Origin of the sequence: Anabaena sp. PCC 7108 (assembly GCF_000332135.1) — a bacterium.
GTDB lineage: Bacteria > Cyanobacteriota > Cyanobacteriia > Cyanobacteriales > Nostocaceae > Anabaena.
The window spans coordinates 990,054-1,004,249 of sequence record NZ_KB235896.1; the positions used below are offsets into that span (position 1 = coordinate 990,054).

A 14,196-nucleotide genomic window follows, 5' to 3' on the forward strand; every position below is an offset into this window, starting at 1 on the left:
TAAGTTTGGCACTGTCCAATGTAGACGCTGCTTCAAAAAGCGATACCAATGGTCAATCGTAAAGCGACGCAAGTAAAGAGACCAAACTTCTTCTAGAGGTGGTATTTCTTCTCCTACCCAAGCCAACCATAAAGGTTTGGATACCCTCATGTTACCTTGCGCGTCCAGACGTTCAACTCTGATGATTAACATTGGGTGTGTAGCAGCTTTACGGAAGTGTAAATCTTTCCACAAGCTCACACGCACACGTCCTAATTTTGAGTCATTTATTTCCAAAACAGATGTCGCTTCACTCCATGTTGTTGGCTCATTGAGTTTAAATTTATCACCGGTAAAGGCAGAGGGCAGGAGGCAGGAGGCAGAAGGAATGTCTCCTCTGCCCACGACTGAAAGGAGTAAGGGTATGAAGCCCCTCCCAAATCGAAAATTTGGGAGCTTCCGATTGGGAGGGGTCACAATCCCTTTCCAATTGGTTCCTTCTGCCCTCTGCCCTCTGCCTCCTGCCTTCTTGAACATGTTTTTTGGGTCGTCCCTTACCAGAATAAGCTCCCGGTTCACCCCATAAACACAAATTTGAACGCAACCGAACCAGAATATCTGCGGGAATACTGGCAGTTTTTAAGACAAACGGCGCACAACCGTATTCACTATCCCAAACGGAAATTGGTCTAGTAGGAAAATATTTACACACCTGTTTGAGTTGCCAAATTGCTTTGCTAATTGGACTTTCGGCACTTGTGATTCTTTCATGTCTTAAAGGTAATGCCCAACTCCCCTCTTTTTCTGGTATCCAGGCTATTGTGCTATATCCCTGTCCTACAGTTATTGGTTTATTTCCGGCGATGGATGTGCCACTATGTTGATAAGTTCTTTCTTTGAGTTTGACTGCATCTGGTCGTGACCAGTTCGTATGATCTCCTGCCAATAGAGGTCGCTCCACAGTTGGTATCTGTTTGATATATAGCTGCATCAATTTCTGTCGCTGTGGTCTGCTATCTTGTAGCGCCTCATAGATGCTTGGCCACTTGCGTCTAAATACTGGCGATAAGGACAACTCTGCTAGGCAATAAACATTTCGAGTCAGTAATATCGCATCTGTCAATTCAAAGGTAGCGTCTTTCGCTTTGCCTAAATGTTGGTAGGCTGCTTGACGGAATTCTTCTAATCTGGCAAGTTTCATATTGGCAGGTGAGTAATGGTAGTTCGTTTCTCAGCTTCTGCCAAAAGGGGGTCTGTATTCAATCAGACCCCCTTTTTTTTCTTGAACATCACCGATTTAGTCTAAACTCCAGTCTATAAAAGTTGCTGTTGTTTCATCCCCACGTTCACGCGCAAATTGAGCAGCGCAGATTAAGCCAGCAATGTTACAAGCTAGGGTAGAAGGTGAATAACCACTACATTCCTCCCATCGTTCTTGTTGGGTAACAGGACTATGACGAATTAAATAACCCGCCGCCCGTAAAATCATGGGATAAATATCAAAGTTTAAGCAAGTATTTTGCTGGTGTAATAGCCATGCTAATAAAATAGGAAATGCCACTTCATCCAGTTGAATACCTTGCCAGTAAGGTTCACCATCAACCCAGAAATTTTGGGCAAAACCGCCGTCTTCCTGCTGACTGGTGGCCAGATAAATGAGCGATCGCGCTGCCGTATCAATTTCCCCAGCCGCCACTAAACCTGCTACACTACTGACCATATCCCGCGTCCAGACAAGGTGATATCCTCCTCGATCTTGGTCGTCTTTGGCTTCACCCCAAGGGATAGCCAGGGAAGCGATTAAAGCACCAGGATAAGTTTTGTCTTCATGTGCTAACAATAAACTAATGCTGTTGTGATACAACTCGCCATGATCACAGGAAAGATTCTCTAATGGTTTGATATTATCGCGCGATAGCTTCCACTGTTTAATATAGTGTTGCTTCTGTTCTGAGAAAGGAATATTGAGTGATTGAAATAATGTAGATATGGCATTGTGAAATGTTGTTCCAAATGCCAATCCTAAAGTAAACTCTTTAGTGCTATCTAAATTTAGTTCTCCAGTCAGAGCCAGGTTGCCATCTACAGCGCTATCAAACTCCCAATCCATCTGAAAATTATCAGCTAAATCTGTCCAACCATCACTTTCACCAACGTAGCCACAAGAAAGACGGGTAAAGGGAATTGTTGCCACTACTGCTAACCATGTACCCCCTTTCTCAGCTGTCAGGATTCGATGTCCAGCAACTTCTACAGCGTAACCATTATTACCTCTACCTCCAACTTCCAAATGTGGCGCACACAAAGCGTATAACTGGAGTTGGGAAATAAACTCACTCTCTCCTGTGATTTTTGTGTGTTGTAAAATGCAGGATAAATGGGGGTCGGCAATCACTTCTTTAATGACAGCATAACGTCCTTGAGGATCAGAATTAGTGATTCGGTATCCTAAACTATTAGTGCATAGAGGTTCTGTGATTGATTGAAGATGGCGTTTCTCTTCGTGAAAAAAGCTTTTGCCATCAGAAATTAGGTATTGCAAATCTCGAATTTGGGGTCTGTCTACTGTGGGATAGTAAACTTCAGTAATCACACCGTTCCAAACAGTAAACCAAACGTGACTGGAGGTAGAGTAAGCTGTTCCGACTCCATCTTTATTGGCATGAGTCCAGCGCGGATCAATGCCTGGTGAGCCAAAAGCCGTTTTTTGTCCAAGAATTTTCATATTAACAAATTAACAAATTTTATTGAGAAGGTTGAGAAGATTTGCCAACGGAACTTAAAGATTTAGCTTCTATAAAAATTTGTTTAATTTCTGGATGATGTTGGCGAATTTTTGCTTCTAAATTATCTACAGTTAATGCTATTTTTTCACTTGTAAGATTTTGGGAAAATTGAATTTCTAAATTAAGTAATACTTCCTGTGGCGCAAGGTGCATTGTTAGCACCCGGATGATTGTTTGTACTCCTGGTTCTGTTTTTGATAAAGAACGAATATTAGCTACGGTTTGAGGATCTGCACTTTCCCCAACTAATAATCCTTTACTTTCTCTTGCTAATACCAAGGCGACAACCGCTAAAATAATGCCAATAATAATTGAGGCGATAAGTAGGTCGGCGTTAAAAATTGTCGTTATGACAAGGCAGGAGGCAGAGGGCAGAAGGCAGGAGGGAAGAGGTTTTTAGGCAACTTTACGTTTCGTTACATACTTCTGTTTTTCTGCGCCTTTCTACTTACCATCGAAATAAACATTATCAAATAAATGACCTAAAAAGATGCCGATCAAAGCGACAAGTAAACCTAAAATTGCGGCAGAATCTTCAAATAAGATCGTGAATACTGTCGGATCTTTACTGTTTCTAACTGCTTGCCAGAAATTTTGTTTACCCTTGGTTGGCAAAAACTCTTTTAAAGCTATAGTCCAAGAAAAGCCTTCAAAGAATATTGCGATAGCTAAGACAATATAATTCCAGATGGGGTTTTCTAAAGGACTAGGATTTATTAAATGAGTAATTCCTTGATAAATGGACATCCCGCCACCAATAGAAAAGATGAAGATAGCAACAATGAAAGTCCAGAAATAAAGTTCTTGACCATAACCAAAAGGATGACTATCATCTGCTGGTTTTTGACTCATGCTAATTCCTAGCAGAAGTAATAATTGATCTGTAGTATCTACTAGTGAATGAATACCCTCAGAGATCATCGCTGAACTATTGGTAATGAAAGCAGCAATAAATTTAGTAATAGCGATTGCTAAGTTAGCTCCCATTGCAGCAAAGATTGTTTTCTGAGATGAATCAGTGGCCATAATTGTCAATATTAGTAAAAATTAGCTGTCTAAATAGGTAAGTTTCTCACAGATTTTGTTTTCCTCTTTCCCACCGCATAATGCATCATATGGGTGGTTTATTTCCGCTGTGTTGTATAAGTCTCTTTTTTAACCATTTTCTGTAAATCCTGGATACAAGGTCATACCACCATCTACAAATAGTGTTGCCCCATTCACATAATCAGAGTCATCAGCAGCTAACCAAACTACTGCTTTGGCGATGTCTATAACATCACCAACTCGTTTTGCAGGAATAAGTTGCAGTAATTTTGCCTCTGCTTGTGGATTATCCCAAGCTGATTTATTAATGGGAGTTTTGATTGCACCGGGAGCAATACTATTAACGCGAATTTTGTGGGGAGCAAGTTCTTGGGCAATACTTCGCATCATCATATTAATACCACCTTTACTAGCGGCATAATTGACATGACCCGCCCAAGGAATAACTTCATGCACTGAACTAATACAAATAATCTTACCTGCGGCTGATGAAATATGTGGCTGTACACCTCGACGCAAAAATTCTTTTGCTGCTTCCCGCGCACACAAAAATTGTCCGGTCAAGTTCACCCCAATAACTGCATTCCATTGCTCAAGACTCATATCTACAAAAGGTGAATCTTTTTGCAAACCTGCGTTGTTTACTAATATGTCAATAGTTCCAAATTGCTGGAGTGTTTGACTAAACATGGCCTTGACTTGGTTTTCATGACTGACATCAGCCTGAATAGAAAAAGCTTGACCGTTTGCAGCCTGAATATCATCGACAATTTTTTGCGCTTCTTCAGCTTCAGAATGATAGTTAATCGCTACTGCTGCACCTGACTCAGCCAAAAGACGAGCTATAGCTTCACCAATACCGGAACTAGCACCTGTTACAAGGGCTTTTTGACCTTTGAGGAGGTAAGGAGAATAGCTCATAATATTTTTTCATAATAATGTAGAACTTGAGTGTTACTAATCCTGAAAACTTAGGCTTTTTTGGTCTTGTTCATTATGTAAATAGTTCAGGACTTACGCAACTGGCACATTGGTAGGGTGCGTCAGATATCAAAAATCTGTTTATTTACTAGATTTATGCAGTCTGACGCACCCTACAATAGATTTTTGGTGTGACACGCAGCTTTAGTCCTATAGTTGTGCAAAATAAATTAGCTGATGATGGCACTACTTTAGAGCTTTGCTGTAGCGATCGCTTCTAACTATTGGAAGAATCAGTATCTATAACTAAAGAGTTAAAATTTTCTTTGCCGATGATCAAGTTAGGTATTAGAAAAATATTTGTGATGAAAATTTAGTTTTTTTACTAAATTAAAATAAAGTTGCATAGGATGAGGATGTGAACGCAGATAAACGCAGATAAACGCAGATAAATACAGAGAATACTTGTATTTTGATTCTTTCTTAGATAAACATTTATAAAAAATAAAAATTGTTAATTTTTTATGTAAATCATCCCTAAGACAGGGTATTTTTTCTAATCTATTGGAGATACTATCAACAATCCAGTAGATTTTGATAATGAATTGATTTTTTAAGCAAAAATAAGGAAAAATACCACACTGAAAGAATTTTATTGTCACTAAAAACTCATCACAGCGTCTGGATATTTTCAGGAAAAAGTAATGCCTGCGCTACCTCTCAATAACCAAAATCTGCCATACCCTGACCCTATACATCCCATCATCGTCCACTTTGTAATTGCGATGGTGTTATTTTCGTTTTTCTGCGACGTAGTGGGCTATTTTACCCAAAATGTGCGTTTGTTAGAAGTCAGTTTTTGGAATATGTTTGTCGCTGCGGGAGCTATTTTCCTAGCAGTTATATTTGGTCAATTGGAAGCAGGTCTAGCACAAGTTTATGAAGCAGCCAAGCCAACACTAAATTTTCACACATTCATGGGATGGTTGCTGGCAGTACTTGTGGCTGTTGTCACAGGTTGGCGGTTTGGAATTCGCAATCGCAATCCCTTAAAAATACCACCTGCTTATCTTGGTGTAGCCACATTTTTGATTTGTCTGATTTTCTTGCAAATGTATCTAGGCAGTAAACTATTTTGGGTATATGGGTTTCATGTCGAGCCTGTTATTGAAGCCATGAAACAAGGAATTTCGCCATGAACTCCCAGCTAATTGACCAGTTCGGGTTGCAGTTCGGTGCTAACAGACTACCTTACGAAATTCCCATCCATCCCCAGTTGGTGCATCTGACATTGGGTTTATTTATTATCGGGATTTTATTTGACATAGCCGGAGCGATTTTCCCCATAGAACGACCTATCTTCAAATTTTTGTCTCTTCCTGTGATTCGTTCTAGCTTCTTCGATGTTGGTTGGTACAACTTATTAGGAGCATCTGTGATCACATTTTTCACTGTCGCATTTGGGTTTTTTGAGCTACTACTGGCGAACCCACCAGTTAATCAAAAGAGTGACTGGGGATTGAATGCTAGTTGGACGATGTTATTGCATGGTTTAGGCGGTATTTTACTGTTGGGAATCATTGTGGCGATGACGGTATGGAGAGGTTGGCAACGTTATCGTTGGCGCAAGAATGCTGCTAGACAAGTGCAGTGGAGTTACTTGTTGGTGGGTATAGCAATGTTCGGTATTTTGTATGTTCACGGAACTTTAGGGGGACAACTGGGAGAACAGTTTGGGATTCATGTTACTGCGGCTAAGTTAATCCGAGAAGGTGGAAACCCAAATTTACTACTCAAATAGACATCTTATCTGCTGGAAATGTAGAGACGTTTTGGAAATGTAGAGACGTTCCATGGAACGTCTCTACAAGAGTTAAAAGCAATACTTTATTTATAAGCATTTGTTGGGTTTTGCGATCGCTCAACCCAACCTACCTACATTTCCTTAACCGATAAATATTGGGGTTAAAGGTATCGCATATTTACTTTTCACCAGATGTCTAAATAATTAAACGAGAAGTTCTCGAATTTTATGTGGAGATTTTTAGAATATTTACTCATAGCTGGTTGTATTGCCGTGTTGCTCGTTGTCAGTCATTGGCTTGGACAACAAGCTTATACTTGGATGCCCGCTGAAGCGACAGCAGAAGCACAAAAGGTAGATAGTTTGTTTAGCTTTTTAGTCTCAGTGGGCGCGTTTATCTTCTTGGGAGTTGTGGGTATGATGGCATATTCGGTACTTTTTTTCCGCGCCCCCCAGGAAGACTACACAGAAGGTCATCCCTCCAGAGGTGATGTCAGACTAGAAATTCTCTGGACAGCAATTCCCACTTTGTTAGTGATGTGGATTGCTTTTCAAGGCTTCAATATTTATCAGCAATTAAATATTTTAGGTTTGCGGCAAATCGTGCATTTGCATACACCTCTAGAATCTCAACCAGCTAATGCTGCTCAAATTAACAATATTCCCACACCAGCAGATGAAATTATTGAAGTTTTTGTTAAGCAGTGGGCTTGGTCTTTTCGCTATGCCAATCATGTCACAAGTAATGAATTACACCTGCCTGTTAATCGTCGCACCCGTTTAAATATGCACGCCCAAGAAGTGATTCACGGGTTCTACGTGCCTGAATTTCGCTTAAAGCAAGATATCATCCCTGGGCGGGACATTGACCTGGTAGTTACACCCATTCGCCCTGGTAAATACAAACTAAAAGATTCTCAATTTAGTGGGACTTACTTTGCCTTAATGGATGCGGATGTATACGTTGAACCGATTGAGAAATATCACCAATGGCTCACTCAAGTAGCTAGTCAATCAATAAATACAAACAATCAGGCTGTGGCTGAATATACCCAACCGCCGAAAACATTATTTAAAACTAGCTGGTACACTGTCACACCCGCGCAAACAGCCGTTGCTAATGAGAGGAAGAATAATAATGACACATGATGCTGAGGCAAATATTACTACTGTCCCTACTGGAGAAAATTCACCTAACGAGATTGTTAATAACTGGCGACAATATTTCAGCTTCAGCACCGATCATAAAGTTATCGGTGTGCAGTACATGATCACGACCTTTATTTTCTTCTTGATTGGCGGTTTGTTAGCCATGCTGATTCGGGCGGAACTGCTGACTCCTGAATTAAATGTCGTTGACCGTCCCCTGTACAACAGCTTATTTTCTATGCACGGGACAATCATGATTTTCCTATGGATTATCCCCTTCAATGCAGGTATTTCTAACTACCTAGTACCTCTGATGATTGGAGCGCGAGATATGGCGTTTCCGCTGCTGAATGCCATTTCTTTTTGGATGATTCCACCTGCGGGGATTTTGTTAATCTCTAGCTTTTTGTTACCTAATGGACCTGCTAAGGCTGGTTGGTGGTCTTATCCTCCAGTCAGTTTACAATTTCCGCCCGGTCAACCTTTTAATGGTGAGTTGTTTTGGATTGTCAGTTTGTTACTAATTGGCATTTCTTCCATTATGGGGGCAGTTAATTTTGTAACAACGATCTTTTGGATGCGTTGCCCTGGGATGACTTTTTTTCGGATGCCTGTGTTTGTTTGGTCAGTTCTCAGCGCCCAGTTATTGCAGTTAATTAATTTGCCTTCTTTGACTGGTGCATTGGTCTTGCTGTTATTTGACTTGGCTTTCGGTACACAATTTTTCAAACCTTTGGAAAATGGCGACCCTATCCTTTACCAGCATCTCTTCTGGTTTTACTCCCATCCTGCCGTTTATATCATGGCGTTGCCAGCTTTTGGTATTTTTGCGGAAGTATTGCCAGCTTTTGCGCGGAATCCTCTATTTGGCTATCGCTCTTTAGCTCTGGCTTCTTTAGGCATTGCTTTGGTAAGCATTTTCGTTTGGGTACATCATATGTTTACCAGTGCTACTCCTGGCTGGATGCGAATGACTTTTATGGTGACATCAATGTTAGTTGCTATACCCACAGGTGTGAAGGCATTTGGCTGGACGGCTACAGTGTGGAAGAGTAAGCTGCATTTGAAAACACCGATGCTGTTTGCTATGGGAGGTGCAGCGATGTTTATTTTTGGGGGTGTTACTGGTGTGATGTTGGCTGCCACACCTTTCGATATTCACGTTAATAATACTTACTTTGTGGTGGGACATTTTCACTATATTGTCTTCAACACGATCACAATGGCAATTTTTGCCGCCATTTACTTTTGGTTTCCGAAAATCACTGGCAAAATGTACGCCGAAGGTTGGGGTAAAGTGCATTTTCTGTTGACATTTATCGGTGCAAACCTGACTTTTTTCCCTATGCACCCTTTAGGTTTACAGGGGATGGTGCGGCGGATTTCCTCTTATGATCCACAGTATCAGGGATGGAATGCGATCGCTAGTCTGGGAGGTTTTTTGCTGGGAGTATCTATCCTCCCCTTTATTGCGAATATGGTGGGTTCTTGGCTATATGGGACAAGGGCAGTCAACAATCCTTGGCACGCTACGGGATTGGAATGGACTACTACCTCACCACCACCGCAAGAAAACTTTGCAGAGATTCCTATTGTCAGAAGACCTCCTTATGATTACGGTGATCCTAAATACTCGGTTATAGAAAATTCTGACAATGGTGAGTCAACGGAATAAAGATAGAACTTACCCACAAGTCACGGAAGAATGAACCACGAAGGGACGAAGGACACGAAGAAAGAAGAGTTTTAGAGATATTTTGCGTAAGTGTTATTGCGATTAAATTCCTATCCAAAATCGCAAATCTAAAATCCCCAGTCACATTTTGAATTATGACCCGTCGCGTCATTCATATAGATGAAAGTCCTATCCGTTTTGAACGGTGGCTAAGATATTTACCACATTGGTTACAACGCTTTTTGCCCAGTGGTGGCGGAAATTTTGAAGACCATCATGGCAAAGGGATGTTTGGGTTTAGCATCTTCTTACTATCAGAAAGTTTAGTCTTTTTGAGTTTTATTTTGACATATATTGCTCTGCGGTTGACGCACTCAAAAAATTGGCTGCCACCTGGTGTTTCTGGTCCTGAATTGTCGATTTTTGTGATTATTAATACGGTGGTATTGCTTTCTAGTAGTTTTGTCATTCAACCCGCAGAAAATGCTCTTAAAGGAGGTAGACTTAATAAATTTCGGTGGCTGTGGTTGCTGACAATTATCATGGGCAGTTACTTCTTAGTTGGTCAAATCATTGAGTGGCACAAACTTGATTTTAAGCTCACTACTGGTTTAGTTGGTTCAACATTTTATCTATTAACAGGTTTCCACGGTCTGCACGTTCTCACTGGTGTGATTCTCCAGATAATTATGCTTGTCCGTTCTTTCCTTCGAGGTAACTATGAAAAAGGTCATTTCGGTGCAAGTGCAACTACTTTATTTTGGCATTTTGTTGATGTTGTTTGGGTGTTTTTATTTTCTCTTCTCTACCTTTGGCGGACATAAAATTTGCAAAAGTTAAAGATATAGGACTTACGCATTGACAAGATTCCTCAAATATGTAATATGAATTGTATTTCTTGTAGGGTGCGTCAGACACGATATTTTCACAAAAAACAGATTCTCTCTATCTGACGCACCTTACTCAATAAGTTATTCCCAAAGGCGAAAACGACGCAATTTCGTTCATTTACATCATGGCAGATTCGTACAGTGCGTAAGTCCTAAGATATTATAAATCCAAAAAAAATAAATAATTTAACAACAGTTGGGAGAGTTTTTTATGACCAGCCCAGTTTATCAAACGGTGATTGTCGGTGGTGGCTTTACAGGACTATTTACAGCCTTACATTTAGCTCATGAACATTATCCTCGTTCTGTGATTTTGATTGATAAAAATGAGCGATTTTGTTTTAAGCCATTACTTTATGAATATTTCGATGGTGAGATGAATGCTTTTCAAGTAGTACCGCGTTTTTCTGAATTACTCAAAGGTAGCGGTGTCATCTTTATTCAAGATGCAGTTCAGTCCATAGACTTACATCAAAAGGAAGTTAAATTAGCTTCGGGAAACTCCTATAATTACAGCAACTTAGTGTTAGCTTTGGGCAGTGTTACTGGCTATCATCATGTTGAAGGAGCAAAAGAACACGCATTTCCTTTTTGGACACAAGCAGATGCGATCGCTCTTGATCGACATTTACGTGATTGTTTGCAACAAGCAATCCAAACCAAAGATCCAGAACAACGCCGGAAATTGCTCACAGTAGTAGTGGTTGGTGGTGGTGCAAGTGGTGTGGAAATGGCAGCGACTCTAGCTGATTTTCTCCCCCGTTGGTATGGGTCTTTAGGAGGAAAAATTTGGGAAATCCGTGTGGTAATTATCCATCATGGTCAAGTAATTCTTGAAGGTGATATTAATGATTCACTACGTCCAATTGCCGAGAAAGAATTGCAGAAACGCACTGTCCCCATTGAAATCTTTACGGAAGCAGAAACTACATCTGTTCACCCTCATGAAATTGAATATAAGATTAACAATCAAGTTAAGAAATTACCAACATCCACGACAATCTGGACTGCGGGAACTTCTATTCATCCCTTGATTAAAGACTTACCAATTTCTCAAGAAAATCGAGATGAACATGACCGTCCTCTGGTGACTCGCGCTTTGCAATTGCTGGAATTTCCAGAAGTTTTTGCAGGTGGTGACTGTGCAGGAGTTCAGGATAAATCGTTACCACCAACAGCCCAAGTAGCCTATCAACAAGGATCTGATATTGCTCGGAATTTGAAAGCACTGGCGTTAGAAGAAAAACTCAAACCCAGTAAGGTTAACATTCGCGGAACTCTCTTAAAGTTGGGGATAAATGATGCGGCTGCTAATCTTTTTAACACTTTGGAAGTTGTAGGAGAACCCGCTCACCTGATTCGTCAAGGAACTTATTTAACTTTGTTACCAACTCCAATTCATGACTTTAAAGCCACGACTGAATGGCTGGATGAAAATATATTTCACCATCATTTACCTTTCAAAATGTTTTTCAAAAAAATGTGCAAATATTGGCATCGTTTGAAGTTGCAATTCTAGTGAGGAGAAAATTACTGCAAATGTTTGGAATTAGGAAGTAGAAAATACTTTTCTAGTCAACCCTAAGTATAGAGGTTGTTGAATATGTCTAGTCGAACTGATGTACAAGTAGAAAGAATTATATCTATTAGATTAACAGTAAAAAATTGTGATCGTTCTTTGGATTTCTATACACAAGCTCTTGGTTTTGAACTCGTTTCTGATCTGACTGTAGAAGGACAGGATTACAGTGATTTAGAAGGGGTAAATGAGGCAAAAATTCGGATTATTACTTTGCGACTTGGAGATGAATTAATCGAGTTAATGGAGTATTTTAATATTCAGGGTAAACCAATTCCCAGTGATTCACAAAGTAATGATTTGTGGTTTCAACATTTAGCAATTGTGGTGAGTGATATGGATCGCGCCTATGCTCATTTGCGCTCATTTCCTATGGAACCAATTTCAGTTAATCCCCAGACTATACCACCTGATAATGAAACCTCTGGTGGTGTTCGTGCTTTCAAGTTTAAAGACCCTGATGGTCATTTTTTAGAGTTAATTTGGTTTCCGCGTGATAAAGGACAAAAGAAATGGCATCAAAATACAAATCGCTTATTTTTAGGAATCGATCATAGTGCAATCGCTATTTCTAATACTGAACAAAGTCTACACTTTTACCGTGACCTTTTGGGAATGCAAATTGATAGCCATAGTTTCAACTGGCGTGCGACTCAAACTCGCTTGGATAATTTACCCGGAGCAGAAGTCAAAATCACAGCCTTACGACCTATTCAAGATGGTGTAGGAATTGAATTACTAGACTATATTGTGCCTGGTCACGGTCGCCCTATACCCAGTGATTGGCAAAGCTGTGATATTGCAAATATGCAAATTGAAATTGTTGTCAATGACATTGAACAAGCTATAGATAGACTACAGCAAAATCAGGTTAAATTTGTGTCAACAGAAATTGTACCTCATGGTAAGAGTTGTTTAGTTAAAGACCCTGATGGACACGCAATATTGCTACTGTCTAGAAATGAAAGCTTTTATTCAGAGGGAACGGGCAACAGGGAACAGGAAAAACTCATGTTTTTAAACATGAGATTGAAATAATGACACTGTTTTTTTTCGTGTCACTCTCCTGGTAAAAACATCCTTTTTTTGACTGAGCTTTAAACTGAGAACTAAAGTTTCTTATCTGTTCCCTGTTCCCTTTTTTTGTGAAAAAGTAGGCAATTGATCATCTGTTTATGGAAATAAATTTATATAATTTATATATTAATCTTAAATTAGTTATCAACAACAAAATATCCGAATTCTTACTTAAATAAATCGGGAATCTGACTCTTACAAATTATCAAAAATGGCAAATTTTAGAGATAGAGAAAATGGACAATCTCGGTTAACTCATGGCGCACCATTGGCAGTCCTACTTGCAGCAACACTCTACATCTTATATCACCTTTTACCAGTCTTAGAACTATTAGCTATTGCCGCCTTAATTGCTTTAGTTTTGCGAACCCTATTACAGTTTTTACAAAAACTAGTTAAATCACAGGATGTTGCCGTTTTGCTATTAATTGGATTAATAGTTGGTTTTGGTGTATTGCTGGCTGGTATAGTCATACCTAACGCTATCTCTGAGCTTCAAAATTTACTCATCACATTGCCAGATTATCTCAATAGATTGACGGGAGATGTTGAGCAACTACGGCGCAAATTTACCTTTATTCCTGACATATCCCTATCCCTAATACAATTGCGGAACTTTATCAATCAGTTATTAGGTAGAGTTCCAATTTTTTTGAGTCAAGCCTTCAATTCCACAGTCGAATTGATAGCGACGGTAGTTTTAGCACTGTATATGGCTTACGACCCTAACTCTTTGGTAAATGGTATTCTCCGGTTAATTCCTCGCCGACATCACCAACAGTTTACACGAGTCCTCAACGCTTGCCAAACCAGACTCCGTGGTTGGATTTTTGGTACAGGAATTGCGATGATCTTTCTGGGAGTAGGGGCAGCATTTGGACTATGGATTTTGGGGATTCCCTCAGCTTTTGCTTTTGCCACTATTGCGGGTTTATTCGAGATTATTCCTTACTTTGGTTCGATTGTCGGGACTTTTTTACCAGCATTAGTAGCACTGAGCATTTCACCGATAAAGTTCGTATTTGTTCTGATCCTATTTTTAATTCTGAATCAAATAGATGCTCATCTGATTCAACCATTGGTAATGGGGCGGCAAGTTAATATACATCCTGTCATGGTAATTGTCACGTTTCTGGTTATGGGGAAATTATTCGGATTTATTGGAGTGCTACTTGCAGTTCCAGCAGCTGCTATCATGGTGACACTAATAGATGAATTCACGGTTAAGGAATCGGAACCGGAATTGCCGCTGACAGAGGAATAATTCGCTAACTTAGTAGCAATATAGA

At 39.9% G+C, this 14,196-nt stretch carries 13 protein-coding genes and 1 pseudogene; 8 read left to right on the forward strand and 6 right to left on the reverse strand.

What is annotated here, in order from left to right; all coding sequences use genetic code 11:
- The 6 genes and pseudogenes from ANA7108_RS26810 to ANA7108_RS0105160 all read right to left on the reverse strand — a co-directional run.
- Window positions 1-330 (reverse strand): annotated as a pseudogene (locus ANA7108_RS26810) (transposase); the annotation flags it as partial.
- Entirely contained in the window at window positions 326-1,180 is an 855-nt protein-coding gene (locus tag ANA7108_RS26815; RefSeq protein ID WP_237741483.1) for a transposase, read from the reverse strand. The pseudogene ANA7108_RS26810 and the gene ANA7108_RS26815, both read right to left, overlap by 5 nt.
- A 96-nt stretch (window positions 1,181-1,276) precedes the next feature.
- Complete coding sequence (locus tag ANA7108_RS26820; RefSeq protein ID WP_016949697.1) at window positions 1,277-2,704, reverse strand: glycoside hydrolase family 15 protein; 1,428 nt, start codon at window positions 2,702-2,704, stop codon at window positions 1,277-1,279.
- 19 nt (window positions 2,705-2,723) lie between these two features.
- Window positions 2,724-3,044, reverse strand: coding sequence for a hypothetical protein (locus ANA7108_RS28570; RefSeq protein WP_016949698.1), 321 nt, complete (start codon window positions 3,042-3,044; stop codon window positions 2,724-2,726).
- Window positions 3,045-3,209: 165 nt separating this feature from the next.
- Window positions 3,210-3,791 (reverse strand): cation diffusion facilitator family transporter, encoded by a 582-nt coding sequence (locus ANA7108_RS28575; RefSeq protein ID WP_016949700.1) that lies wholly within the window; start codon window positions 3,789-3,791, stop codon window positions 3,210-3,212.
- Between the two features lie 129 nt (window positions 3,792-3,920).
- On the reverse strand, window positions 3,921-4,733 hold the full coding sequence (locus ANA7108_RS0105160; RefSeq protein WP_016949701.1) for an SDR family oxidoreductase: 813 nt from the start codon (window positions 4,731-4,733) through the stop codon (window positions 3,921-3,923).
- A gap of 704 nt (window positions 4,734-5,437) precedes the next feature.
- On the opposite strand from ANA7108_RS0105160, the gene ANA7108_RS0105165 reads away from it, so the two are divergent.
- The 8 genes from ANA7108_RS0105165 to ANA7108_RS0105200 all read left to right on the forward strand — a co-directional run bounded on the left by ANA7108_RS0105165 (window position 5,438) and on the right by ANA7108_RS0105200 (window position 14,171).
- Window positions 5,438-5,932 carry a DUF2231 domain-containing protein gene (locus ANA7108_RS0105165; protein ID WP_016949702.1) on the forward strand — a complete coding sequence of 165 codons (495 nt, stop codon included), beginning with the start codon at window positions 5,438-5,440 and terminating at the stop codon, window positions 5,930-5,932.
- Window positions 5,929-6,534, forward strand: a complete 606-nt coding sequence (locus tag ANA7108_RS0105170; protein ID WP_016949703.1) for a DUF2231 domain-containing protein — start codon at window positions 5,929-5,931, stop codon at window positions 6,532-6,534. The genes ANA7108_RS0105165 and ANA7108_RS0105170 overlap by 4 nt, the downstream gene beginning before the upstream one ends.
- A 231-nt stretch (window positions 6,535-6,765) precedes the next feature.
- Window positions 6,766-7,686, forward strand: a complete 921-nt coding sequence (locus ANA7108_RS0105175; RefSeq protein WP_016949704.1) for a cytochrome c oxidase subunit II — start codon at window positions 6,766-6,768, stop codon at window positions 7,684-7,686.
- Window positions 7,676-9,361, forward strand: a complete 1,686-nt coding sequence (locus ANA7108_RS0105180) for a cbb3-type cytochrome c oxidase subunit I (protein ID WP_016949705.1) — start codon at window positions 7,676-7,678, stop codon at window positions 9,359-9,361. The genes ANA7108_RS0105175 and ANA7108_RS0105180 overlap by 11 nt, the downstream gene beginning before the upstream one ends.
- A 155-nt stretch (window positions 9,362-9,516) precedes the next feature.
- On the forward strand, window positions 9,517-10,185 hold the full coding sequence (locus tag ANA7108_RS0105185) for a heme-copper oxidase subunit III (RefSeq protein WP_016949706.1): 669 nt from the start codon (window positions 9,517-9,519) through the stop codon (window positions 10,183-10,185).
- 277 nt (window positions 10,186-10,462) lie between these two features.
- Window positions 10,463-11,770 carry an NAD(P)/FAD-dependent oxidoreductase gene (locus ANA7108_RS0105190; RefSeq protein ID WP_016949707.1) on the forward strand — a complete coding sequence of 436 codons (1,308 nt, stop codon included), beginning with the start codon at window positions 10,463-10,465 and terminating at the stop codon, window positions 11,768-11,770.
- An 84-nt stretch (window positions 11,771-11,854) separates the two neighbouring features.
- Entirely contained in the window at window positions 11,855-12,868 is a 1,014-nt protein-coding gene (locus tag ANA7108_RS26830) for a VOC family protein (RefSeq protein ID WP_016949708.1), read from the forward strand.
- Window positions 12,869-13,118: 250 nt separating this feature from the next.
- Window positions 13,119-14,171 carry an AI-2E family transporter gene (locus tag ANA7108_RS0105200; RefSeq protein WP_016949709.1) on the forward strand — a complete coding sequence of 351 codons (1,053 nt, stop codon included), beginning with the start codon at window positions 13,119-13,121 and terminating at the stop codon, window positions 14,169-14,171.
- Window positions 14,172-14,196: the final 25 nt, after the last annotated feature.